The organism is Pseudomonas entomophila (assembly GCF_018417595.1).
Classification (GTDB): Bacteria; Pseudomonadota; Gammaproteobacteria; order Pseudomonadales; family Pseudomonadaceae; genus Aquipseudomonas; species Aquipseudomonas entomophila_C.
In genome coordinates, this window is sequence record NZ_CP070982.1 from 3,629,701 (window position 1) to 3,651,978 (window position 22,278).

Consider the following 22,278-nt stretch of genomic DNA (forward strand, 5'->3'; position numbering starts at 1 on the left):
GGGCGGCGCTCGATTTCACAGACGCTGCAACACTACCGCCAAACGCCTAGAAACAACCCACTGCCTCAAACCAACCCAGCCGCGCGCGCCCGCGCCGCATGCAGCTTCTTGTAGCTCTCGACCAGGCGCAGGTGCCGGTCCAGCCCTTCCAGCTTCATGCTGGTCGGCGTCAGCCCATGGAAGCGCACGCTGCCGTCCACCGACCCCAGCACCGCGTCCATCCGCTCGTTGCCGAACATGCGGCGGAAGTTGGCTTCGTAGTCGGCCATCTCCAGCTCATCGTCCAGCACCACCTCCAGCACCACGTTGAGCGCCTGGTAGAACAACCCGCGCTCGACGGTGTTGTCGTTGAACTGCAGGAACATCTCGACCAGCTCCTTGGCCTCCTCGAAACGCTGCAGCACCAGGTGAATCAGTAACTTCAGCTCGAGGATGGTGAGCTGGCCCCACACCGTGTTGTCGTCGAACTCGACGCCGATCAGCGTGGTGATGGTGGTGTAATCGTCCACCTCGGCATTGTCCAGGCGCTTGAGCAGCAGCTTCAGCGAACGGTTGTCGAGGGTGTGCAGGTTGAGGATGTCGGAACGGAAACCCAACGCCCGGTTGGTGTTGTCCCAGATCAGGTCCTCGACCGGGTAGATCTCCGAGTAGCCTGGCACCAGGATGCGGCAGGCGGTGGCGCCGAGGTCGTCGTACACGGCCATGTACACCTCCTTGCCCAGGCCCTCGAGGATGCCGAACAGGGTCTGCGCCTCCTGCACGTTGGAATCTTCGCCATGGCCGCTGAAGTCCCACTCGACGAACTCGAAGTCGGCCTTGGCGCTGAAGAAGCGCCACGACACCACGCCGCTGGAGTCGATGAAGTGCTCGACGAAGTTGTTCGGCTCGGTCAGCGCGTGGCTTTCGAAGGTGGGTTGCGGCAGGTCGTTCAGCCCCTCGAAGCTGCGCCCCTGCAACAGTTCGGTGAGGCTGCGCTCCAATGCCACCTCGAAGCTTGGGTGGGCGCCGAACGAGGCGAACACGCCACCGGTGCGCGGGTTCATCAAGGTCACGCACATCACCGGGAACTCGCCGCCCAGCGACGCATCCTTGACCAGCACCGGGAAGCCCTGCTCCTCCAGCCCCTGGATGCCGGCGACGATACCCGGGTACTTGGCCAGCACCTCTTGAGGCACATCCGGCAGGCACAGCTCGCCTTCCAGGATTTCGCGCTTGACCGCCCGCTCGAAGATTTCCGACAGGCACTGCACCTGCGCCTCGGCCAGGGTGTTGCCGGCGCTCATGCCGTTGCTCAGGTACAGGTTCTCGATCAGGTTGGACGGGAAGTACACCGTCTCGCCGTCGGACTGGCGCACGAACGGCAGCGAGCAGATGCCACGATCCTTGTTGCCCGAGTTGGTGTCGTACAGGTGCGAGCCGCGCAGCTCGCCGTCCGGGTTGAAGACTTCCAGGCAGTTTTCGTCGAGGATTTCGGCCGGCAGCGCATCCTTGGGCCCGGGCTTGAACCACTGCTCGTTGGGGTAGTGCACGAACGGCGCGTTGGCGATGTCCTCGCCCCAGAACTGGTCGTTGTAGAAGAAATTGCAGTTCAACCGCTCGATGAACTCGCCCAGCGCCGAGGCCAGCGCGGCTTCCTTGGTAGCGCCCTTGCCGTTGGTGAAGCACATCGGCGACTGCGCGTCGCGCACATGCAGCGACCAGACGTTGGGCACGATGTTGCGCCACGAGGCGATCTCGATCTTCATCCCAAGCCCGGCCAGGATCGCCGACATGTTGGCGATGGTCTGCTCCAGCGGCAGGTCCTTGCCCGGGATGTAGGTGGTGCTGTCCGACACCGGCATCAGCAGCGCCTGGGCGTCGGCGTCGAGGTTGTCGACTTCCTCGATGATGAACTCGGGGCCGGTCTGCACCACCTTCTTGACGGTGCAGCGGTCGATCGAGCGCAGGATGCCCTGGCGGTCCTTCTCGGAGATATCCTCGGGCAGCTCGACCTGGATCTTGAAGATCTGGTTGTAGCGGTTCTCGGGGTCGACGATGTTGTTCTGCGACAGGCGGATGTTTTCCGTGGGGATGTCGCGGGTCTGGCAGTACAGCTTGACGAAGTACGCCGCGCACAGGGCCGACGACGCCAGGAAGTAGTCGAACGGCCCCGGGGCCGAGCCGTCGCCCTTGTAGCGGATCGGCTGGTCGGCGATCACCGTGAAGTCGTCGAACTTGGCTTCGAGACGGAGGTTGTCGAGAAAATTGACCTTGATTTCCATGCGCGGGGGTACCAGAAAGCGGGCGGGAACAAATGAACGGCGGGCATTATCCGGGATTTTTGCCGGGAAGTGTTGGCCAGACGCGGCCATCCGACAGCGGCCAGTGATTCACCTGTAGGAGCCTGCCTTGCTGGCGATGCCCGGCAAGGCCGGGCCAATACGCTCCCAAGACCCGCCGCCCTGGTCTATGGTTTCCTTCGATCACGACGATGCCTGCCCGGCATACCGCCGGTCGGGCGCCAAGGCGCACGGAGTGCCGCAATGAACCAGACCGCCCTGCCCCTGCTGTTGTCTTCCGTCCTGCTGGCCGCCTGCGGCCCCGACCAGATCGTCGCCGACCTGCCCTCGCCAAACGGGCGCTACCACGTCGAAGTGCGCAAGTGCCCGCAGAGCGGCGCGCTCACCTGGAGCGAAAAGCTCCAGGTCTCGGTGCTCGAGCCCGGCCAATCGGCCGAATGCCAGTCGGCGCTCAACCCGCTGGTGCAGTTCGACACGGCGGCGCCGGAGAACCAGTTGCAACTCGAATGGCTGTCCGACCATGAACTGCGCGCCTGGCACCCGGACTTCACGGCCGACGCCGGCCCTGCGGCGGCCACCTACAAGCACGACGTGCCGATCAGGCTGGTGTTCATGCCCAAGGCGCTGTTCTAGGCGGCGCGGAAGCTCCAGACGATCTCCACTACTCGCGAGGCCAGGATCAGGTACAGCAGGCACAGCAGCACCTGCAACAAGGTGTGGTAGGGCAGCTTGGCCAAGCGGTGCAAGGTGTCGCTGACGTTGAGCAGCAACAGCAACGCCGACACCAGGATCAGCCCCCAGCCGCTCGTGCTCGACACCCACAGCCCTAGCAGGATCTGGTGGTCGCCATGAATGGCCTCGGTGCCCGCGGCGAACAGCAAGGCGCACACCAGCAGGTTCTTGAAGTTGTCGAACACCTTGGTGCTCAGGTCCGCTTCCAGCAGGTCGAGGTACTTTCGCCACAGTCTGCGCATTCGCCGCACTCCCAGTAGGTTCCCGCCATCAGCGCAAGTCTAGAAGCGTTTGGTGTTTCCTGGCTTCACTCGCAAAAGCACGCCCCAGCCACTACCATTGCCCGGCGCACGGATGACAGGGATTGCGAAACGCGATGAACGAACGCGAACGGCTGCACCGAGACGGCTATGCCCTGCTTCGCCAAGCGATTCCGACGGCCTGGCTGGAAGGTTTGCGCGCCGTGTTCGATGCCGGGGTGAAACCCTCGGCGCAATGGCCAGTGCCACGTGGCCAGGACTGGCGTCATTCGCAACTGGACTGCGCCCCGTTGATCCAGGCGGTGTGCCGGCTACCGTGCGTGCTGGCGACGGCTGGCGAGCTGATCGGCGAGCGTTTCTTCCTCTCACAAGTGGAGGGGCGCGAACCCCTCGTTGGCGGCGGTCATCAGCAACTGCACCGCGACCTGAGCGCGCAACGCCCGGGCGACATGGTGGGTGCCCTGGTTTACCTGGATGATTATGGCCCCGCCAACGGCGCGACCCGCATCGTCCCGGGCAGCCATCGCCCGCTGCCGGGCGAGCCGCCCTTCGACTTCGGCGACGAGTCCCGCGCCGTGCACGTGTCGGGCCTTGCCGGTGACATCCTGGTGTTCGATGTCGACCTGGTGCACGCGGCCAGTCTCAACACCACTGGCGCCCGTCGTCGCTCGCTGCTGGTCAACTACAGCGCGCAGGGCCTGTACACGTCCCACCTGCAAACGCTGAAGCTGCGCGATATCCGCATGAGCACCCAGGACAGCTTCGAGCCCTCGGGGCTCCCCTACAGTGCCCCCTGATGCGTCAGGCCTGACGCTTGGCATTCTTCTTGGCGATGGCCTTCATCCGCGTGGCCGCGCGCTGTACGGTCGCCATCTTCTCCGGGCGTTTCATGCCCCGCCACTTGCGAATCTCGTCCCGAGTCCGGCCACAACTCACGCACAGTTCACTGTTGAGCTGGCAGAGCGAGACGCAGGGGTTGTCGATGTCTTTGGCCATGGGGTTGTTCCGTTGAGGGGCGCGCATCTTACCGGCAACACCCGCGGGAACCAACAGCACGCGCTTCAGGCAACGGGCTCGGCCGCCTCCACACGCCGCTTTGCGCGCCCCCTGCCCAGGCGTGTCATCACCCAACGTACCACGCTGTTCCAGCAATACCCCACCACCACGCCCCCCACCAGGCAGAGCAGCAGCGCGAACACCGGCAGGTCCAGGACACGCTGTGCAACGGACTTGAACTGGTAGTGGGTCAAGTAGATGAACAGCGTCGACGAGGCGATCAGCGTGCCGACCCGCGCCAACAGCGCCGGCACCGGCACGGCACGTACCCAGATCAGCGCAAGCACCGCCGGCAGGGCAATATCGATGGGCATCCTGATCATCGTAGCCTCCCACCCATAGCCGGCCAGGGTGAACAGATCGAGTTCACCGATCACCAGCACCGCCAGGGCACTGGCCACCCATTTGCGCGCCGCCGAATCGGCGTAGTGCACCGCCATGCCCAACACGGTGATCGCCAGGTAGTGCTGCGGCACCCGGTTGTACAACGGGCTGGCGTCGTAGACGAACAGCGTGATCAACACATCGGCCACCAGCAACGCACAGGCCGCCAGCGCCAGGCTACGGAACGGGTCGGCCAGGATCGCCCTGCGCACCCGCCCGATCGACAGCACCAGGCCAATGAGCAGGATCATCTGCACCAGCACTTCGATGTACCAATAATTGAAGACCCCAACCTGCTCAGGGGCGAACCAGTTGGACACCAGCAGCAGTGACTGCCAGTGCAGGCGGTCGAACACGCATTGGATCAGCACGGTGTAAAGCACGGTCGGTACCGCGATGGCGGCGACCGACCGGAGCAAGGCGCGGGCATCGCCCCGTTCCTCGATGGCCTGCAGCTGGAACCGCGCCAGGCTGAGGCCGGAAATCAGGAACAGCGTCGCCGTGTCGCCGGTCACCATCCAGCCGCCGAACAGCCCGAAATGCCCGGCGACGATCAGGATGATCGCCAGCATGCGCAACAGGACCGGTACCTCCATGGCCCGCGTTGCCCGGCGCGCAGCGCCGGGCTCGACCGCCAGCGTCGCCAGCTCCTGCACCGGGGTCATCTCCCAGCGCTGCGGCAACTGGCCGATCAGCTTCTGCAGGGCCATCGAGGCCTGGACGAAGGTCAGCGAGTCACCGCCCAGCTCGACGAAGGTGAGGCTGCTGTCGATGCTCGGGACCTGAAGTATCCGTGCCCAGGCTTCGCTCAATTGCTGTGCCAGGGGTGTCAACGGTTGGGTGGGTGCTGCTCGCGCAGTGTCGACGAGCTTGGCCAGCGCGCGCCGGTCGACCTTGCCATTGGGTGTGAGCGGCACCGACGCCACGAACAACCACTGCGCCGGCACCATGTAGTCCGGCAACTGGCCACCCAACGCATCGCGCAGCTCGGCGCTCGACACCGCCTGACGCGCCACGCAACAGGCCACCAGCTTTGTCGCGCCATGTTCATTCAAGGCCAGCACCACGCACTGGCGGATCTGCGGATGACGCGCGACGGTGCTTTCGATCTCGGCCAGCTCGACGCGGTGACCACGGATCTTCACCTGGCTGTCGGCGCGCCCCAGAAAGTCGACACTGCCGTCGGGCAGGTAGGTGCCCTGGTCGCCGGTGCGATAGCAGATATCCCTGGCGTCACCGGTGAACGGGTTGACCACGAACTTTTCGCCGGTCAGCGCCACGTCCCCCCAGTAGCCCAGCGACAGGTAGGGGCTGCGGATCAGGATCTCCCCCACTTCGCCCTCGCCCGCCAACTGCCCGGCCTCGTTCAGCACCAGCAACTGGGCGTCGTCGATGCCTTTGCCCAAGGGGATGCGACCTGTGGCCGGCGGTGCCTCGATGGGGTGAAACGCCATGGCCTGCGGCGTTTCAGTGGTGCCATAGAAATTGACGCTGGCAGCCTGGGGGGCGACGGCGCGAATCTGCTGATGCAACGCCGGGCTCAGCGCGTCCCCCCCCCAGAACAGGTAGCGCAGGCGCTCCAGCGTCAGGCCCGCGAGCGTGGCGCCGGTTTCGATCAACCTGCCCAACGGCGGCGTGAGGTGCATGACCGTGACGCCTTCGTCGTATACCCAGGTTGCCAATGCCTGGGGGTCGGTCAGGGTCGCCTGGGCCGGGCAGGCAATCCGCGCGCCGATCGACAATGGCGTGAACACATCCCGGTACACCGGGTCGTGCCCCAGCCCCGACACCATGGAGAAACGTTCGTCGCGGGTAAAACCGTGGCGCTCGACATGCCATCGGACGAAGTGCACCAACGGCGCATGGTGGGTGACGATACCCTTCGGCTCGCCCGTGCTGCCCGAAGTGAACGTGATATAGGCCGGGCGTGCCGGGTCGACCTCGGGCAAGTCCAGCGCGGCATTGCCAAACTGCCGCAACGCCACGTCCGGGGCCTCCGGCACCTTGATGACGTGCGGACCTTGCGGGTCGAGTGCAACCTCCGCGCTGCCGCACACCAGCACGAAGGCCGGCCGGAGCAGGTCGATGATCTGCCCGATGCGCCCAGGCGGATAAGCCGCGTCGGCCACGCTGAAGGTCAACCCGGCGCGGGAGGCGCCTAGCAGCCCATAGACCAGGCCCGCGCAACGGCTGGAGACGATCACGACCCGGTCGCCCGCAGCCCCCCCGAGCGCCAGCAGATACGCGGCGATGCCATGGCTGATGCGTTCGAGCTGCTGGTAGCTGCAGGCGAGGTCCTGGGTTGTGACCGCCGTGGCCTCGGGCCAACGCTGCGCCTGTTGCACGAAGGCCTGGAATATCGGGGCGCTGGCCTGGTACGCCAGGCGCCGGGTCGGGTCTGGGAGTGAGTGCGGCATGATGGGCGTTGACCCCGCAGCGACGGTGCGTGACTGACATCCCTGCCCGGCAGCCCGGTGCGATGATGGCCGAGGGCTATAAGCCTGAACGCTAGTGCACGCCAGCACGGCACGCCAGCAGCCGTCCGACGGTTGGCGCCACGGTCGTCGCGACAACGCGCAACGCATTGAGTTCGCTGACTATTTATCTAAGGGCGGGGCAGAACTTTTTGCACGTTTCCGGTCTATGTGGGTACGCATGGCACGACCGTGCGGTGCCGCCAGGCGGCCACGATCCACTGTCATTCAGAGGTTGTCTTCTCCATGAAACTACATGCCCCACGGATACTGCTCCTTGGCTTGTTCGCGCTCGCGGCGGCGGGTTCGGCGTCGGCCGCGCAAATGAAGACTCCAGCCCCTGTTTTCACATCCGGAGTCGCGGCTGCTCGAGCACCGGGCCACGCCACTGGCAGCCCATGGCTGACCACGGCCAGCGTGGCCGGTACGCCAGGTAGCACGTTGCTGGCTCACGATGACCGGGACTGGCGCGACGGGCGTGACTATGACCGTCGCGACGATTGGCGCAGAGACCAGTGGCGCCGTGAACAATGGCGCCGGGAGCAATACCGCCGGGAGATGGAACGCCAGCGATACTGGGAGCGCCATCACGATCGCGCCCTGCGCCATCGCTACGAGGATGACCATCGCTATTACCGCCGCTGATGGCCATTGACAGCCTTCGCGAAACCCGCAAAACCGCCGTCCTTTTTCTTGCGCGACAGGACGTCCTTGATGCAACGGATCGTGATTCTGGGCAATGCCGGCAGCGGCAAGTCGAACCTGACGCCGGGCAATTCCGTGACCGGGTGCGCGAAGCCATCGCCCCACAAGCCTGGGTGTGCGAAGGCAACTATGCCCGGCGTACGTTCGACCTGCGCCTGCACCGGGTGATCCTGCGCAGCCTGATGAAACTCCCCCGCCCCGACCTGCCCTCAGGTTGCAGCGAGAAGCTCGACAAGGCATTCCTGGGTTTTCTGTAGGAGCGGCTTCAGCCGCGATGCAGGCGGCGCGGCGCATGGCATCCGCCTTGCGGTTGATCGCGGCTGAAGCCGCTCCTACAGGCGTCATGCCTGAGCAATGCATCGCGACAGCCTCTTGCACAAGATATATGGAAATCCGTATATTCGAATTTCCATATCAAGAATCACCGCCATGCTCACGCCCCCCGACGTCTTCAAATGCCTCGCCGACGAAACCCGCGCCCGCGCCACCCTGCTCATCGCCCAACTCGGCGAGCTGTGCGTGTGCGAGTTGATGTGTGCCCTCGACGACAGCCAACCCAAGGTCAGCCGCCACCTCGCCCAACTGCGCAACTGTGGCCTGCTCAAGGACCGCCGCCAGGGCCAGTGGGTCTATTACCACCTCGACCCGCTGCTCCCCGGCTGGGTGCACGACCTGCTGCAACTGACCCTCCAGGCCAACCAGGCCTGGCTGCACGAAAATGCCACCCGCCTGCAGCACATGGACGGCCGCCCGGTGCGCGCCGCCCGTTGCTGCTGACCCACCTGGAACGTCCTCCATGCTGATTGCAATCGCGGTATTCGTCTTCACCCTGGTGCTGGTAATCTGGCAGCCAAAGGGCCTGGGCGTGGGTTGGAGCGCCGCCCTCGGCGCCTTGATCGCCCTGGCCGTGGGCGCAGTGTCCATGCAAGATATCCCGACCGTTTGGGCCATCGTCTGGAACGCCACGGCCACGTTCATCGCGGTGATCATCATCAGCCTGCTGCTGGATGAAGCCGGCTTCTTCGAATGGGCGGCCCTGCATGTGGCGCGCTGGGCCAATGGCAGCGGCCACCGCCTGTTCGCCTTCTGCGTACTGCTGGGCGCGGCGGTGTCGGCACTGTTCGCCAACGACGGCGCCGCGCTGATCCTCACCCCCATCGTCATGTCGATGCTGCTGGCCCTGCGCTTCTCCCCCGCCGCCACCCTGGCCTTCGTCATGGCTGCCGGCTTCATCGCCGACACCGCGAGCCTGCCGCTGGTGGTCTCCAACCTGGTGAACATTGTCTCGGCGGACTATTTCGGCCTGGGCTTCGCCGAGTACGCCTCGGTGATGGTGCCGGTGAACCTGGCCAGCGTCTGCGCCACCCTGGTGGTGGTGTGGCTGTACTTCCGCCGCGACCTGCCGCGGCACTACGCCCTCGATGCGCTGAAGGCCCCCGAGGCGGCGATCCATGATCGCGCCACCTTCTTGGTCGGCGGCTGGAGCCTGCTGGTGCTGCTGGTCGGGCTGTTCGCCCTGGAGCCGCTGGGCATCCCGGTGAGCGCCGTGGCGGCGGTGTGCGCGGCGATGCTGTTCGTGGTCGCCGCCCGCGGCCATCGCATCTCAACTCGCCGCGTGCTGCGCGAAGCACCCTGGCAGGTGGTGATCTTCTCGCTGGGGATGTACCTGGTGGTCTACGGCCTGAAGAACGCCGGCCTCACCGACCAGCTCACCCAACTGCTCGACCGCCTGGCGGCACAGGGCCTGTGGAGCGCCACCCTGGGCACCGGCCTGCTCGCGGCCCTGCTGTCGTCAGTGATGAACAACATGCCCAGTGTGCTGGTCGGCGCGCTGTCGATCCAGGCCAGTGCCGCCGAGGGCGTGGTACGCGAAGCCATGATCTACGCCAACGTCATCGGCTGCGACCTCGGCCCCAAGATCACCCCCATCGGCAGCCTTGCCACCCTGCTCTGGCTGCATGTGCTGGAGCGCAAGGGCATGCGCATCACACGGGGCTATTACTTCAAGGTCGGCCTGCTGCTGACCCTGCCGGTCCTGCTGCTCACCCTTTCGGCCCTGGCCCTGCGCCTGAGCCTCTGACGAGGAATACCCATGCGAGTCCTGTTCATGTGCACGGCCAACAGCTGCCGCAGCATCCTGTCCGAAGCACTGTTCAACCACCTGGCGCCACCCGGTTTCGAAGCGGTCAGCGCCGGCAGCTTCCCCAAGGGCCAGGTGCTGCCACGCAGCCTGAGCACGTTGCAGCGGGCCGGCATCGCCATCGACGGGTTGTACAGCAAAGGCAATGAAGCGTTCGAGCAAGACCCACCGGACATTGTCATCACCGTGTGCGACAAGGCGGCCGGCGAAACGTGCCCGGTGTACTTCGGTCCGGCGCTCAAAGCCCATTGGGGCTTGGAGGACCCTTCCGAGGTGGTGGGCGACGAGCAGGCCTTGAACAATGCGTTCGACGCCACCCTGGCACACATCGAGCAGCGTTGCCGGGCGTTCTTCGCCCTGCCCTTCGCCAGCCTCGACCGTGACCGACTCAAGCGTGAGCTGGACCGGATTGGTACATACCGAGCAGCAGCAAACCGTTGACCAAACCGACGATAGCGCAAGAAAACCCGGTATTGACTATCACCTAGTCTGGCCTGACGCGCTCAATGATCAGAACGGGGAACCTGCCTCGCCTGAATCGACTGAGCCAGCAGCGATAGATACCACGTAAACCGGCCATCCCGATCAACTGGGGTAAATAAGGGAAGGAGGCAAACACGCCGTGCGCCCCTGATGAAACGCGATGCTTTTTGACTCCTGTGCAGGTGGGCTATCTGTGTTCCATGATCAGCCAGAAACAGGCTCGCCCACGGCGGCCGATACCTTTGGGTAGTGGGTGGTCAACACTGCCCAACGCAGCCCCTGCGCCCCAGATACCTCACCACCGGCACGCGTGGTGTGGCGAAGGTCTCCCGCAGAGGTCTCGACGGTCGCCACCTGCGCCTTCCACTGCGCCTGTTCGAAATTCACACCGACAATGATCACGCTGCCTGTCGCTGCTTTCTCGGCCTGGGCCTTGAGCCTGCTCATGTACCAGAAGTCATTGCTGGCACTGGCGAACATCTTGCCTTTGTTGGCGTTGCAGAACGGCACCTTGAGCTCGATGAAGTGGTAACGGCTTCCATCCTGGTCGCGTATCCAGAGATCACATTGCTTGGTCTTGCAATCCATGGCTGACCATCGCTGGTCGAGTGCCACCTTGTACTCAACGCCCACATCGCTGTAGTGCGTATCACTCGGGCCACGCAGGCCGCGTTCACGAATAAGCCACAGGTAGAACTCGAATTTCAGCCACCCTTCAAAGCCATTGGCCAGAGCGCCAATGGCAGACGGGAGATCAGCGCGCTCGTCTTCCCAGGACTTCATGAATGCTTCGAACTCTGTCGCTACATCGGCAATGCCAGGCATCACGTACGCTCCTTGTCGTGGCGTGCAAAGCCGATATCATAGCGCCACCACTCATGCATAAGGCAAGCGCCACGCACCCACGCCGATGCCCAAGGAAGCCCCTTTCTCATGGATCGACCCTACGCCACTTCGCCAACCGAAACCGGCGGCCATTACCTGTGTCGCCACTGGTGAGGACTTGCGCCTGCTTCCGACCTACGCGCAGGGCGGGTGACCGCCAAGCCGGGCGGCCAATGAACGGATGATTTCACCCAAGGCGCACGATATCCACCGAGATCTCCACCGCCTCCACCGTGCCGCGATTCTCCAGCCAGTGCAGGGTATCGTGGTCCTCAGGCCAACCCACGCCCGGCCCATAGTCGGTGGCGACACCATTACGGTGGTCGGTGATGATGCCCTTCAGGATGTACACGGTGCCCGGACGGTCGACATGGTCGTGCAAGGGCCCGAACACTGCGCCTGGCGCGAGGGTGACCTTGCGCATGCGCAACTGGCGCCCGGCCATGCCTTCGATCTCGGGCCCCAGGTCGACCGTTGCCAACAGTTCCACCGTGACGCCTTGGGTTGGGGGTGCCGCTTGCTCGTTCATTGCCGTGTCGACCTTGCTCGTCGATGAAAAACGCCTGGACCGTTCTACAAAGTGAAGCGTCGCACGGGCGTGCCGGCGAACGCGCAATCGTTTGTGCGCAGGGCAGGCGACGAAAGGTAAAGGTTGGGATTCATACCATCTGTCTGGGAAATAACGCCAAGCCCCGCTCTAGCGCAAGGCTGGCGGCCCGGTATGGCACGGACTTGAAGCCTTGGCCCCGCTTGCAGCCCCGAAAGCATGGCGGATTGCTGCTACGCTTCTGACAACATGAAAAAGGTTTCATTTGACAGCGGTAGCGCAAGGCATGGTCGCCCCGGCGCACCTCGCATGGAGGCTTCATCAGTCCCGACAGGAAGGAGCTTCCCATGGCACTGGCTGAAGATCTGGCGCTGCTGGTCCGCCAGGAAGAGGTGCTTCAGTTCAAGCACTTCGACGAAGACGTGGCCTGGCAGCTGGGTTCCCTCCTGCAACGGCGAGCCGAGGCCGAAGGCTGGCTGGTGGTGATCGACATCCGGCGCTTCGAGCGCCCGCTGTTCCTCGCCGCCAGGCCCGGGGTGACGCCCCACAATCATGACTGGATACGGCGCAAGTGCAATACGGTGCAGCGCTTTCTGTGCAGCTCCTATCGAATTGGTCACCAACTGGCCATCGACCAGAAGGATATCGCCCAACGCTATAACTTGTCGCCGGTGGACTATGCCAGTGCGGGTGGCGGTTTCCCAATCACGGTCAAAGGCGCGGGGGTGATCGGCAGCGTGGCGGTTTCCGGCTTGCCGGAGCGCCAGGACCACCAGGCCATCATCGATGCGCTGTGCACGCTGCTCGGGCATGACCGCGCGGCCTTGTCGCTGGCACCGGCCGGCAAGTTCGCCAACACCAAGGGCAAGGTGGTCGCCGTCAGCGGCTGACCTCACAACCTCCCTACCGTGTAGGAGCGGCTTCAGCCGCGATGCGGGCTGCGCAGTATCTGGCACCCGCTGCGCGGGTGATCGCGGCTGAAGCCGCTCCTACAGAGGTCGTCTCTGGTTCACCATCCTTCATCTTTTCACCGCCACCTTTCAGCTACCCTGTGTCGCCGTCGCGCCGGCGTACGTCCGACTGGCAAGCGATCCGCATTCCACCCACGCCAGGCCCCCATGCAAGCATTACTGCAAGAGATCCTCGACCACGTCCGCCCCCTGCTCGCCCAGGGCCAGGTGGCGCAATACATCCCCGCCCTCGCCCAAGTCGACCCCAACCAGCTGGGCATCGCCGTGCAGGGCCTGGACGGCCAATTGCACTGCGCCGGAGACGCGCACACGCCATTCTCGATCCAGAGCATTTCCAAGGTGTTCAGCCTGGTCCAGGCGATCAACCACAGTGGCGAGGATATCTGGTCGCGGCTGGGCTACGAACCATCCGGGCAGGCCTTCAACTCGCTGGTGCAGCTGGAGGTGGAGAAGGGCCGCCCGCGCAACCCGTTCATCAATGCCGGTGCCCTGGTGATCTGCGACATCAACCAGTCGCGCTACGCCACCCCGACCCTGTCGATGCGCGACTTCGTCCGCCGCCTGTCCGCCAACCCGCGCATCGTCAGCGACGCAGTGGTGGCCGAGTCCGAATACCAGCACCGGGCGCGCAATGCCGCCATGGCCTACCTGATGCAGGCCTTCGGCAACTTCCACAACGATGTCGACGCGGTGCTGCGCAGCTACTTCCACCATTGCGCGCTGTCGATGAGCTGCGTCGACGTGGCCCGCGGCTTCGCCTTCCTGGCCAACGGCGGCCTCTGCCCGCACAGCGGCGAGCAAGTCTTGAGCCGACGCCAGGCGCAGCAGGTGAACGCGATCATGGCCACCAGCGGGTTGTACGACGAAGCCGGCAACTTCGCCTACCGCGTGGGCCTGCCGGGCAAGAGCGGCGTGGGCGGCGGCATCGTCGCGGTGGTGCCGGGGCGCTACAGCATCTGCGTGTGGTCGCCGGCACTGAATGCCTCGGGCAACTCGCTGGCCGGGTTGCGGGCGCTGGAGCTGCTGAGCGAGCGAATGACCGGCTCGGTGTTCTCCGCCGTCTGCTGACGCAGATCCCTCTTGCCGGCGAACAAGGGCAGCGCGGTCCATGTGGGAGCGGGTTCACTCGCGAAATCAGTGGTAAGGCCGCCGGTGCTTTCGCGGGTAAACCCGCTCCCACAAACGCTTCAGCACACGGGTGCCTTTTCCCGCCACGCCGACGGGCTCAACCCGGTCCAGCGCTTGAACGCCCGGCGAAAGCCGCGCACGTCGCTGTAGCCGAGCACCTCGGCGACACGCTCGACCGGCATCCGCGGGTTGCCCAGCAGGCTGGTGGCCCGGGCCCGACGTACCTGCTCCTGCAGGGCGTCGAAGGTGATGCCGTGCTCGACCAGGTGCCGGCGCAAGGTGCGGCTGCTCATGTTCAAGTCGCTGGCGACCTTGTCGATGCGACACCCCTCCTGCAGGTCGCGGGCAATGGCCCGCTCCACAGCCTGCAACAGGCTCGCCTTCTCCTGCACCGGTGCACATTCGAGCTCCAGCAGCTTGAGTGCCTGGCGCAAGGCGACGGGCTGGTGCCCCGGCAGCGGCTGGTCCAGCCAGTGGCTGGCGAGCGACCAGGCCGCCGCATCACCCGCCAACGGCGCACCGGAGGCCGGGTTGGCGTGGCAGGTCTTGCAGGTGTTGGCGTAGAGCGTGGCCAGGGCCGGGTCGGCGGGTGCCATCGCGCCACCAGGGGTGACGGGTTGCGGCTCGTCCCGGCAGCCGCCGAGCAGCAAGGCGAAGGTGGCCAGCGCGGCGGCTGACAGCAGTGACGTGGATGACGGCATGGTGCTCCCCTGTTCCACCGTGCAAGGGCACGGCGATTTCTTGTTGTAGGTAGGGATAACGGTAAGGCGGGGGGGATGCGCTGCTCAGGGCAATGGCGGCCAACAAGGGGGCCGCCACCGGACAAGGCACCGGCCCTGCCGGCGAGTGGGTACGCCAAGGCCATGGAAATTGCAGTGCATGCCGCAAGGCTGAGGATGCTCCCCAGCCTTTGCGCCTCGTTGCACCCAAATGAATATCTTGATAATCATGAAAATATTTTTCTGAATATTTCACCTTTACACTTGCTTTACATTTGCGAATCACTACCATTTGCGACCTCACAACAACAAATGAGTCGCATTCAATGGCAAGAAAGTCCGTCGCCCCGGTGTCCCTGTCGGTGCTGGGCCTGCTGGTTACCCCTGCCCTGCACGCTGAAAGCAACGACCCGCTCGCCCTGCCGGCGACCTCGGTGACCAGTGCCTACGAGCAGCAGAGCTACAAGGCTGGCGAGAGCAAGAGCGCGCTGAAGATCGACGCGCCGCTGCGCGACATCCCGCAGACCGTCAACGTGGTGCCCGAGAGCGTGATCAAGGACCAGGGCGCACAGTCCATGGAGGACGTGCTCAAGAACGTACCCGGCGTCGGCCTGTCCAATGGCGACGGCCAGCGCGACCAGGTGACCATCCGCGGCTTCAGCGCCATTGGCGACATGTACATCGATGGTGTGCGCGACGACGCCCTGTACTTCCGCGACCTCTCCAACATCGAGCGGGTCGAGGTGATCAAGGGCCCCGCCGCCGTGCTCTATGGGCGCGGCTCCTCCGGTGGCCTGATCAACAGCATCAGCAAGAAACCCGGCTTCGCGCCCAAGCAGGAAGTGGGCATGACCCTCGACACCGAGGGCAAGCGCCGCACCCAGTTCGACAGCGGCTGGGCCGACCCGCAGGGCAACCAGGCCTACCGCATCACCGGTGCCTACGAAGACAGCGACACCTTCCGCGACGACGGCTACATCGACCGCAAGGCCATCGCGCCGTCGGCCTACTTCAAGCTCTCCGACGACCTGGAGCTGAACCTGGGCGCCACCTACCTGTACGACAAGCGCCTGATCGACTTCGGCATCCCGGCCCTGGGCAACCGCCCGGTGGACGTCGACCGCAGCAAGCGCTTCGGCTCGGGCAACGCTTCTCAGGACTACGCGCGCAGCGAGGTGTTCTCGTTCACCGCCAGCCTCGACTACCGGATCAACGACGACTTCACCCTGACCAACACCAGCCGCTACTACCGCTACGACCTGGACCGCAACAACACCCTGGCCGACAGCAGCCCGACCCGCTTCGTCACCGCCCCCAACGGCGAACTGCTGGTCAAGCTCAACCGCGGCAACGTGGCCCGCGACGAGTCCGGCGTGTTCAACCAGACCGAGCTCAAGCAGCAGGCGCAGCTGGCCGGCATGCAGCACAACCTGTTGTATGGCGTGGAGGTCGGTTTCCAGGACAAGTACCAGCGCGTCTACAGCCAGAACAACGTGGCCCGCGTGCCGGTGTACCGCGATGCCCTGGTGGCGGTGCCGGACCATGCGTCCACCCTGTCGTCCAATGGCAGCAACTACCAGCAGACCACGGGCTTCTACGTGCAGGACCTGATCGAGCTGACTTCGCAGTGGAAGGCGCTGCTGGGCGTGCGCTACGACATCTTCGGCCAGGAATACAACGACGCCCGGGTGCAGAACGTCGACCTCGACCGCACCGACAAGACCTGGAGCCCGCGCGCCGGCCTGGTGTTCCAGCCCGACCAGATCCAGTCCTACTACGTGTCGGTCAGCCGCAGCTACCAGCCTTCGGGTGAAGTGTTCGCAGTCTCGCCGACCAACGCCGGGCTGGAACCGGAAGAGACCACCAACTACGAGGTGGGGACCAAGTGGGACCTGCTCGACAGCCGCCTGTCGCTGACCGCGGCGGTGTTCCGCCTCGAGCGCACCAACATGAAGACCGCCGACCCAAGCAACCCCAACCTGACCATCCTGGCGGGCGAGCAGCGCACCGACGGTTTCGAGGCCACCCTCAGCGGCCAGTTGAGCGACAAGTGGCAGGTCTATGCCGGCTACGCCTACCTGGACGCCGAGATCACCAAGTCCAACAGCAAGACCAACGGTGTCGCCAACGAAGGCCAGGTGCCCACCCTGACCCCGCGCAACAGCGCCAACGTGTGGCTGGTGCGCACCCTCACCCCGCACTGGCGCGTCGCCGCCGGCGCCAACTACGTCGACGACCGCTACACCGCGCTGGACAACAACGTGGTGATGCCCGCCTATACCACCTTCGACGCCGCGTTGCTGTACAACGAGCAGCACTGGGACATGGCCCTGCGCCTGAAGAACGCCTTCGACCGCGACTACTACGCCTCGGCCCACGGCTCGGTGGACCTGGTCACCCCCGGCGCACCGCGTACCCTCGAAGCGAGCGTGAACTACAGGTTCTGACCGCTCCTCGCCCCATGGGATAGCCAGGCTCGATAGTGACTATCGAGCCTGGCAATTTCTCTTCGTCGGGCGCGCCCCATACCCTTGTTCCATCGATTCGGCACCGCGAATCCCCGGAACCTGGAAGCGCCCGATGAACACCTTCTCCCGTCGTCTGTCCACTGCCCTCCTCGTGCTTGGCCTGGCCATGCTCGGCGGTTGTGCCAACCACCCGGAACTGCGCCCCTATACCGCCGAGGAAGCCCGGCAACTGCAACTGGAGGCGCTGCAACGCCAGGGCCTTTCCCAGAACGAATACGAACAACGTCGGCTGGCCATCCTGCGTGCCGGCCAGGCAGAGCGCGTCAGCCAGACTGCCGTTCGACATCCATCGATTCGCGGCTGATCGTCAGCGAGTCGGCTGCTCACGCAGCAGTCGCCTGGGCAGTTCAGCCGGCGCCAGGTGGATGAGGGTCATGCGTACCACGTGATTGAGCATCACGAACGCCGGATCGAGTTTCAGCAGCAATGCCGCCGCCGTCATCACCTCCACGTCGAGGTAGCCGCCGTACTGCCCCATTCGCTGTAGGAGCGGCTTCAGCCGCGATCACCTGCGAAGCGGGTGGCCAGACACCGCGTTGCCTGCATCGCGGCTGAAGCCGCGCCTACAGGCGCACAGGGACCTCACCGAGGTCATCGCCCCACACCAGACCAATCGCAGTGCTGGTCGAACCAGTGCCCGACCTGTTCCAGCCTGGCCCGCAGGGTGGCCTCGTCCGGCCCGCTGACGGTGGCACTGAACACCTCGCCTTCCCCTGCGCAGATCATCCGCCGAGCCGAAACACAGCAGGCCAGCACACCCTCCAGCGGACACTTGCCCGGCACATCCGGCAGCAGGCCCACACGCGACGGAATGCTCAAATGACCGACCCGCAACCGTGGCGCGGGCACAGGTTGCGGGCGATAGGCCGCATCACGCAGCGCACGCAGGTAGGTCATGCGCAGGTCCAGGCCCCAGGCCTGCTCCAGCTCAAGGTGGGTGAACGCATCGCCCTGGTGCATCGCAATCTGGCACAGGGCGATTTCACCGTCCTCGGTCACCCGCACCTCCAGCTGGAACAGCAGGGTCGGTTCCGAGGGCAGCACCTCCTCGACCAGCGCCCGCGCATAGCGCAGCAACTCATCGCGCACCGGGTTGCTGGTATCGAGCATGTACAGGCTGCACGGCTTGCCGGCGCGACAGTCCAGCGAGGTAGCGATCACCCGGGCGGGTGACAGCAGGATCGGGCGCCCCTCGATGTACAGGCCATCGACCAGATAGTGATCGCCACGCACATGGCTCTCGATCATCAGGTTGTGAAAGGTGCTGGCGGTTCGCTGCGCCAGCCAATGGCGCAGCCCGGCCATGTCCTCGATCACCTCGACGCCGCTCCAGCCGCGGCCATGGCGTGGCTTGATCACCACCGGAAAACCGAACTGCTCGCAAAAGCGCAGCGCTTCGGTGGCATTGGCCAGCGGCGCCATGTCGGCGATGGCCAACCCGCAGTTCCTGGCGCGCTGCTTCATGAAGAACTTGTCGCGATAGAACATGGCGCGGCCCTCGGCGCCCATGCTGACACCGAGGCGGTCGTTGATCCGCGCCACGCGCAGCACATCAGCCTCGTCCAGGGCCACGCACAACGGGGCCTCGAGCTCCCACACCAGTGCGCAGACGTCCACCTCGACCAGGGGATTGTCCTGGTAATGCTCGAACAACCGGTACTCGACCTTGCCGCCCAGGTGCGCAGCGATTTCCTCGGCCTGGGTGTCGCTGCTCACCAGCATGCCTCCTGGGCCAATAGCGCTGGCCCAGTTCGCGGCGCTGTGCTGGAAGATGACGTTGGGTGGGCAGAAAACGATGAGTTGCATGCGCTGTTCCTTGCACGCTCGAGTGTCGGACAGCCCCCTGCCATGCCCGGACGGGCATGGCAGGGGGCAACAGCGGGGTCAGACCAGGCTCGCCGCGCAATCGCGCATGACCTCGGCCTTGCGTTGCAGGTACTGGGCGAAGATCGCCTGGGCGGCGGCCTGATCGACCTCGATACCCATGGCCTTGACGAAGCCTTCGACAGCCTCGACCGCATGGGCGAAGTGGTTGCTCTCGGTGCCGCCGGTGTGCACGGTGACCCAGGCGACAGTCTTGCGCACGCTTTCCGGCGGCACGCCCATGTCGCGCTCGAACCATTGCTTGAACAGCGGGTGGATGAACTCCACCTCACCGTGGGTGTACACCTCGTGCACCAGGGTGGTCAGCAAGCCCTGCAGCAGGTCGCGGTCGCGCAGGCGGCGGGCATCGGTCCAGTCCTTGAAAGCCTGCGCCGACGGCAGGCAGTTCTCCTTGAGCAGCCACTGGTCGTCGCCGCAGATGGGCGTGGCCATGTTGTAGAACAGGTCGCTGTGCAGGGTGTTGCCCAGGGCACCCAGGTCTTCGTCGGTGATGCGCTGCAGGCTGCCGCAGACCTGGTAGATCTGCTGCGCCGCCGCGCTGCCCTGTTCCGAACGAGCCAGCAGGGTCAGGCGGTTGGCCAGGCCCGAAACACTGGCCGCCGAGTTGTTGGTCTTCGACCAGCTGGCGAAGAATCGACGCAGCTGCGCGGCGCCATGGCGGCGAGCGGTCAGGGTGCGGAACGCCTCTTCGATCTCCACCAGCGCCGCTTCCTGGTTGCCGAACTCGGCCAGCAATGCCTGCTTCAGCACGCCCGGCGCCATCTGCTGCAGCACCGGTTCAATCACACTCAGCAACTGGCTGTGCGTCGTCGGCACGTTACTTACGGTCATCTCGCTGTTTTCCTTGTTGGATGATGAATCGAGCGCTAAAGAAAGAAGGCTCATTGCAATTGCCGCTGGGAACGACCGGGGGCTGGGACGGATCGCCAGTTGCCCCGGGCAATCAGCAACGGCATCAGTTGGAACATCACGATCAATGCGATACAGCCCGGCCAGCCCCACTGCTCCCACAGCACGCCAGGGACGAAGGCGCCAAAGCTGCCGCCCAGGTAGTAGCAGGCCAGGTACAGCCCCACCGCGGCGGCCTTGTGCTGCCTGGCATTGGCGGTGATGAAGGCATTGGCGGCCGCCTGGGCCAGAAACACGCCGGTCGAGCTGAGTGCCAGGCCGATCACGATCAGCCACAGCGAGGGCGACAGGGCCAGGGCCGAACCGGTAATGCCCAGGCAAGCCGCGACCCGTACCAGGTCGCCTTGGGGCCGCGCCTTGGTCAACCGCCCGGCCAGCGGCACCACCACCAGGGCCAGCAGGAACACCGCATAGATCGAGCCGAGCGCTGCGGTGCCCAGGTTGAACGGCGCCTGCCCCAGGTGCAGGCCAACGTAGGTGAAAGTCGCGACCTGGGCGAACAGCACGCAGAAACCGACTGCATAGGCGCCCAGCAGCGGCTTGCCGAACAGCTCGCCACGCGGGGCTCGCTGTTGTTGCGCCGCAATGGGAGCAGCGCGTGGCAACAGCACGGCGATTGCCACGCCGATGGCCAGGCTCAGGCCACCCAGCACGGTCAGGGCCATGCGCCAATCGTAGAATTCGGTGACCAGCCCGGTCAGGAAACGCCCACAGAAACCACCGAGCACCGTGCCTGCCACGTAGATGCTCGTCACCTCGGTCACCGCGCTCCCCTCCCATTGCACACCGATGTAGGCAACGCTGGTGGCGAACACCACGGGAATGAACAGGCCCTGAACGCCACGCCAGAGCAGGAACTCGCCAAAACTGCCCGACCAGGCCGCCAGCACGGCGGGCAACGCGAGCAGCAGCGCGGCCCCGGCAATCACCCGGTGTTGTGCACGGCGCGCTGTCAGCCAACCGACGAAGGGCGCAGTGATGGCCACGGCGAGAATGGTGGCGGTGATGCTCCAGCTGGCCTGGTGCAGCGTGATCGGGAAGGTACCCGACAACTCACCCAGCAGCCCTTGGGTCGCATAGAGGTTGAGAAACGCGGCGCATCCTGCAAGAAACAACGCGATTCGAGGGAATTTCGCAGGAAAACCCATGACAGCACTCGTGAAAATTTGCAGGTTTTATAAGATAGGGGGCTGTTTGGATCCAATACCGAATTCCGACCGATTGATACTCAAGGACGAAGATGATCGACCTCCGCCGCCTGCGCTATTTCCTGGCTGTCGCCGACGAGCTGCACTTTGGCCGCGCCGCTTCGCGCCTGCACATCGCCCAGCCCCCGCTGACCCGGCAAATCTCGGCGCTCGAGGCGGAGCTGGGTTTCCGCCTGTTCGACCGCAGCACCCGCAATGTCACCCTCACCTCCGAAGGCCTGCATTTCCTGCCGTATGCGCGCGCTGTGCTGGAGCAGGTCGACCTGACGGCCGCCATCACCGGCAAGCTGGCGGCGGGCTCGGCGGGTCACCTGGCCGTCGGCTATGCCAGCTCCATCGCCCTGTCGGATGTGTTCAGCCACACCATCCAGGCGTTCTGCTCGGCCTATCCGGATGTGCAACTGACTGTCGAGGAAGGCGCATCGAGCACCCAGTGGTCGCAGATCGTCGAGGGCCGCCTGGACATCGGCATGAGCCGCATGCAACCGCCAGCCAATGACACACAGGTGCAGGCCTTCTGCCTGGGCAACGAGCCGCTGGTGGCGGCGATTGCCAGCGACAGCCCCCTCGCCCGCCAGCCACAGGTGACCCTGGCCGAGCTGAGCGCCTACCCGCTGATTGCGTTTCCGACCGATTATGGTTCGGGGCTGAACGAGATCATTCAAACCCTCTACCGGCGCAACGGGCTGACGCCACGGCCGGCGCCTACCGGCAAGCAGATCACCTCGATCATCGCCCTGGTCGCCGCTGGCCGGGGGGTGGCCGTGGTACCGCAGTGCACACGCACACTGGTACGCAGTGGCGTAACCTATCTGCCGCTGGACGAACCCGGCGCCACGGTGCCGCTGCTGGTGCTGACCCGCAGGCATGAGCGCAGCCCGCTGGTGCGGGCATTCGTGGAGGTCATAGAGCGTACGTTGCGGGAGAAGTGAAAGGGGTTTGCGGGCGCATCGCGGATAAATCCGCTCCTACAGGTTTGTTACGGG

21 protein-coding genes and 2 pseudogenes are annotated in these 22,278 nt (G+C 64.9%); 12 read left to right on the plus strand and 11 right to left on the minus strand.

Features of this window, described 5'->3' with window-relative positions; all coding sequences use genetic code 11:
- Positions 1 to 65 precede the first annotated feature (65 nt).
- Positions 66 to 2,261: an OsmC domain/YcaO domain-containing protein gene (locus JYG34_RS15730; RefSeq protein ID WP_213657325.1), complete on the minus strand. Its 2,196-nt coding sequence runs from the start codon at positions 2,259 to 2,261 to the stop codon at positions 66 to 68.
- Between the two features lie 261 nt (positions 2,262 to 2,522).
- Here JYG34_RS15730 and JYG34_RS15735 point away from each other — a divergent pair, with 261 nt between their 5' ends.
- The gene (locus JYG34_RS15735) at positions 2,523 to 2,912 is read left to right on the plus strand and encodes a hypothetical protein (protein ID WP_213657326.1); all 390 of its coding nucleotides are present in this window, start codon (positions 2,523 to 2,525) and stop codon (positions 2,910 to 2,912) included.
- Here the strand turns inward: JYG34_RS15735 and JYG34_RS15740 are convergent.
- Entirely contained in the window at positions 2,909 to 3,253 is a 345-nt protein-coding gene (locus JYG34_RS15740) for a hypothetical protein (protein ID WP_011534438.1), read from the minus strand. The genes JYG34_RS15735 and JYG34_RS15740 overlap by 4 nt on opposite strands.
- 134 nt (positions 3,254 to 3,387) lie before the next feature.
- Here JYG34_RS15740 and JYG34_RS15745 point away from each other — a divergent pair, with 134 nt between their 5' ends.
- On the plus strand, positions 3,388 to 4,068 hold the full coding sequence (locus JYG34_RS15745) for a phytanoyl-CoA dioxygenase family protein (RefSeq protein ID WP_213657327.1): 681 nt from the start codon (positions 3,388 to 3,390) through the stop codon (positions 4,066 to 4,068).
- A gap of 4 nt (positions 4,069 to 4,072) precedes the next feature.
- On the opposite strand, the gene JYG34_RS15750 is transcribed toward JYG34_RS15745, so the two are convergent.
- Positions 4,073 to 4,267 carry a DUF1289 domain-containing protein gene (locus JYG34_RS15750; RefSeq protein WP_213657328.1) on the minus strand — a complete coding sequence of 65 codons (195 nt, stop codon included), beginning with the start codon at positions 4,265 to 4,267 and terminating at the stop codon, positions 4,073 to 4,075.
- Between the two features lie 65 nt (positions 4,268 to 4,332).
- Positions 4,333 to 7,128 carry an amino acid adenylation domain-containing protein gene (locus JYG34_RS15755; protein WP_213657329.1) on the minus strand — a complete coding sequence of 932 codons (2,796 nt, stop codon included), beginning with the start codon at positions 7,126 to 7,128 and terminating at the stop codon, positions 4,333 to 4,335.
- A gap of 303 nt (positions 7,129 to 7,431) precedes the next feature.
- On the opposite strand from JYG34_RS15755, the gene JYG34_RS15760 reads away from it, so the two are divergent.
- The 5 genes and pseudogenes from JYG34_RS15760 (at position 7,432) to JYG34_RS15780 (ending at position 10,471) form a co-directional block, all read left to right on the plus strand.
- Entirely contained in the window at positions 7,432 to 7,830 is a 399-nt protein-coding gene (locus JYG34_RS15760) for a hypothetical protein (protein WP_213657330.1), read from the plus strand.
- 69 nt (positions 7,831 to 7,899) lie between these two features.
- Positions 7,900 to 8,144 (plus strand): annotated as a pseudogene (locus JYG34_RS15765) (AAA family ATPase); the annotation flags it as partial.
- A 175-nt stretch (positions 8,145 to 8,319) separates the two neighbouring features.
- Positions 8,320 to 8,667 (plus strand): metalloregulator ArsR/SmtB family transcription factor, encoded by a 348-nt coding sequence (locus JYG34_RS15770; protein WP_213657331.1) that lies wholly within the window; start codon positions 8,320 to 8,322, stop codon positions 8,665 to 8,667.
- Positions 8,668 to 8,686: 19 nt separating this feature from the next.
- Complete coding sequence (locus JYG34_RS15775) at positions 8,687 to 9,970, plus strand: arsenic transporter (RefSeq protein ID WP_213657332.1); 1,284 nt, start codon at positions 8,687 to 8,689, stop codon at positions 9,968 to 9,970.
- Positions 9,971 to 9,982: 12 nt separating this feature from the next.
- Positions 9,983 to 10,471, plus strand: coding sequence for an arsenate reductase ArsC (locus tag JYG34_RS15780; RefSeq protein ID WP_213657333.1), 489 nt, complete (start codon positions 9,983 to 9,985; stop codon positions 10,469 to 10,471).
- 246 nt (positions 10,472 to 10,717) lie between these two features.
- On the opposite strand, the gene JYG34_RS15785 is transcribed toward JYG34_RS15780, so the two are convergent.
- Both JYG34_RS15785 and JYG34_RS15790 read right to left on the minus strand, forming a co-directional pair.
- Entirely contained in the window at positions 10,718 to 11,338 is a 621-nt protein-coding gene (locus JYG34_RS15785) for a hypothetical protein (protein ID WP_213657334.1), read from the minus strand.
- 247 nt (positions 11,339 to 11,585) lie between these two features.
- Positions 11,586 to 11,927 carry a cupin gene (locus JYG34_RS15790; protein WP_213657335.1) on the minus strand — a complete coding sequence of 114 codons (342 nt, stop codon included), beginning with the start codon at positions 11,925 to 11,927 and terminating at the stop codon, positions 11,586 to 11,588.
- Positions 11,928 to 12,292: 365 nt separating this feature from the next.
- On the opposite strand from JYG34_RS15790, the gene JYG34_RS15795 reads away from it, so the two are divergent.
- Together JYG34_RS15795 and glsB are read left to right on the plus strand one after the other, a co-directional pair.
- Positions 12,293 to 12,835 (plus strand): heme-degrading domain-containing protein, encoded by a 543-nt coding sequence (locus JYG34_RS15795; protein WP_213657336.1) that lies wholly within the window; start codon positions 12,293 to 12,295, stop codon positions 12,833 to 12,835.
- A gap of 228 nt (positions 12,836 to 13,063) precedes the next feature.
- Positions 13,064 to 13,984: a glutaminase B gene (gene glsB, locus JYG34_RS15800; protein ID WP_213657337.1), complete on the plus strand. Its 921-nt coding sequence runs from the start codon at positions 13,064 to 13,066 to the stop codon at positions 13,982 to 13,984.
- 119 nt (positions 13,985 to 14,103) lie between these two features.
- Here the strand turns inward: glsB and JYG34_RS15805 are convergent.
- Positions 14,104 to 14,523 (minus strand): annotated as a pseudogene (locus JYG34_RS15805) (helix-turn-helix domain-containing protein); the annotation flags it as partial.
- A 566-nt stretch (positions 14,524 to 15,089) separates the two neighbouring features.
- Between JYG34_RS15805 and JYG34_RS15810 the strand changes: the two are divergent.
- Both JYG34_RS15810 and JYG34_RS15815 read left to right on the plus strand, forming a co-directional pair.
- Positions 15,090 to 17,210 carry a TonB-dependent receptor gene (locus JYG34_RS15810; protein ID WP_213657338.1) on the plus strand — a complete coding sequence of 707 codons (2,121 nt, stop codon included), beginning with the start codon at positions 15,090 to 15,092 and terminating at the stop codon, positions 17,208 to 17,210.
- A 133-nt stretch (positions 17,211 to 17,343) separates the two neighbouring features.
- Positions 17,344 to 17,595 carry a hypothetical protein gene (locus tag JYG34_RS15815; RefSeq protein ID WP_213657339.1) on the plus strand — a complete coding sequence of 84 codons (252 nt, stop codon included), beginning with the start codon at positions 17,344 to 17,346 and terminating at the stop codon, positions 17,593 to 17,595.
- Positions 17,596 to 17,598: 3 nt separating this feature from the next.
- Here the strand turns inward: JYG34_RS15815 and JYG34_RS15820 are convergent, their stop codons facing one another.
- The 4 genes from JYG34_RS15820 to JYG34_RS15835 all read right to left on the minus strand — a co-directional run bounded on the left by JYG34_RS15820 (position 17,599) and on the right by JYG34_RS15835 (position 21,232).
- On the minus strand, positions 17,599 to 17,769 hold the full coding sequence (locus JYG34_RS15820) for a hypothetical protein (protein WP_249746174.1): 171 nt from the start codon (positions 17,767 to 17,769) through the stop codon (positions 17,599 to 17,601).
- A gap of 113 nt (positions 17,770 to 17,882) precedes the next feature.
- On the minus strand, positions 17,883 to 19,097 hold the full coding sequence (locus tag JYG34_RS15825; RefSeq protein ID WP_213657340.1) for an ATP-grasp domain-containing protein: 1,215 nt from the start codon (positions 19,095 to 19,097) through the stop codon (positions 17,883 to 17,885).
- A 78-nt stretch (positions 19,098 to 19,175) separates the two neighbouring features.
- Positions 19,176 to 20,006 carry a hypothetical protein gene (locus JYG34_RS15830; RefSeq protein ID WP_213657341.1) on the minus strand — a complete coding sequence of 277 codons (831 nt, stop codon included), beginning with the start codon at positions 20,004 to 20,006 and terminating at the stop codon, positions 19,176 to 19,178.
- A 50-nt stretch (positions 20,007 to 20,056) separates the two neighbouring features.
- Positions 20,057 to 21,232, minus strand: a complete 1,176-nt coding sequence (locus JYG34_RS15835; protein WP_213657342.1) for an MFS transporter — start codon at positions 21,230 to 21,232, stop codon at positions 20,057 to 20,059.
- Between the two features lie 92 nt (positions 21,233 to 21,324).
- Here JYG34_RS15835 and JYG34_RS15840 point away from each other — a divergent pair, with 92 nt between their 5' ends.
- On the plus strand, positions 21,325 to 22,224 hold the full coding sequence (locus tag JYG34_RS15840; protein ID WP_213657343.1) for a LysR family transcriptional regulator: 900 nt from the start codon (positions 21,325 to 21,327) through the stop codon (positions 22,222 to 22,224).
- Positions 22,225 to 22,278: the final 54 nt, after the last annotated feature.

Bases quoted from the DNA above. Each gene is read 5' to 3' on its own strand.
- JYG34_RS15730 (WP_213657325.1), bottom strand. From the start codon at position 2,261: ATGGAAATCAAGGTCAATTTTCTCGACAACCTCCGTCTCGAAGCCAAG.
- JYG34_RS15735 (WP_213657326.1), top strand. From the start codon at position 2,523: ATGAACCAGACCGCCCTGCCCCTGCTGTTGTCTTCCGTCCTGCTGGCC.
- JYG34_RS15740 (WP_011534438.1), bottom strand. From the start codon at position 3,253: ATGCGCAGACTGTGGCGAAAGTACCTCGACCTGCTGGAAGCGGACCTG.
- JYG34_RS15745 (WP_213657327.1), top strand. From the start codon at position 3,388: ATGAACGAACGCGAACGGCTGCACCGAGACGGCTATGCCCTGCTTCGC.
- JYG34_RS15750 (WP_213657328.1), bottom strand. From the start codon at position 4,267: ATGGCCAAAGACATCGACAACCCCTGCGTCTCGCTCTGCCAGCTCAAC.
- JYG34_RS15755 (WP_213657329.1), bottom strand. From the start codon at position 7,128: ATGCCGCACTCACTCCCAGACCCGACCCGGCGCCTGGCGTACCAGGCC.
- JYG34_RS15760 (WP_213657330.1), top strand. From the start codon at position 7,432: ATGAAACTACATGCCCCACGGATACTGCTCCTTGGCTTGTTCGCGCTC.
- JYG34_RS15770 (WP_213657331.1), top strand. From the start codon at position 8,320: ATGCTCACGCCCCCCGACGTCTTCAAATGCCTCGCCGACGAAACCCGC.
- JYG34_RS15775 (WP_213657332.1), top strand. From the start codon at position 8,687: ATGCTGATTGCAATCGCGGTATTCGTCTTCACCCTGGTGCTGGTAATC.
- JYG34_RS15780 (WP_213657333.1), top strand. From the start codon at position 9,983: ATGCGAGTCCTGTTCATGTGCACGGCCAACAGCTGCCGCAGCATCCTG.
- JYG34_RS15785 (WP_213657334.1), bottom strand. From the start codon at position 11,338: ATGCCTGGCATTGCCGATGTAGCGACAGAGTTCGAAGCATTCATGAAG.
- JYG34_RS15790 (WP_213657335.1), bottom strand. From the start codon at position 11,927: ATGAACGAGCAAGCGGCACCCCCAACCCAAGGCGTCACGGTGGAACTG.
- JYG34_RS15795 (WP_213657336.1), top strand. From the start codon at position 12,293: ATGGCACTGGCTGAAGATCTGGCGCTGCTGGTCCGCCAGGAAGAGGTG.
- glsB (WP_213657337.1), top strand. From the start codon at position 13,064: ATGCAAGCATTACTGCAAGAGATCCTCGACCACGTCCGCCCCCTGCTC.
- JYG34_RS15810 (WP_213657338.1), top strand. From the start codon at position 15,090: ATGGCAAGAAAGTCCGTCGCCCCGGTGTCCCTGTCGGTGCTGGGCCTG.
- JYG34_RS15815 (WP_213657339.1), top strand. From the start codon at position 17,344: ATGAACACCTTCTCCCGTCGTCTGTCCACTGCCCTCCTCGTGCTTGGC.
- JYG34_RS15820 (WP_249746174.1), bottom strand. From the start codon at position 17,769: ATGGGGCAGTACGGCGGCTACCTCGACGTGGAGGTGATGACGGCGGCG.
- JYG34_RS15825 (WP_213657340.1), bottom strand. From the start codon at position 19,097: ATGCAACTCATCGTTTTCTGCCCACCCAACGTCATCTTCCAGCACAGC.
- JYG34_RS15830 (WP_213657341.1), bottom strand. From the start codon at position 20,006: ATGACCGTAAGTAACGTGCCGACGACGCACAGCCAGTTGCTGAGTGTG.
- JYG34_RS15835 (WP_213657342.1), bottom strand. From the start codon at position 21,232: ATGGGTTTTCCTGCGAAATTCCCTCGAATCGCGTTGTTTCTTGCAGGA.
- JYG34_RS15840 (WP_213657343.1), top strand. From the start codon at position 21,325: ATGATCGACCTCCGCCGCCTGCGCTATTTCCTGGCTGTCGCCGACGAG.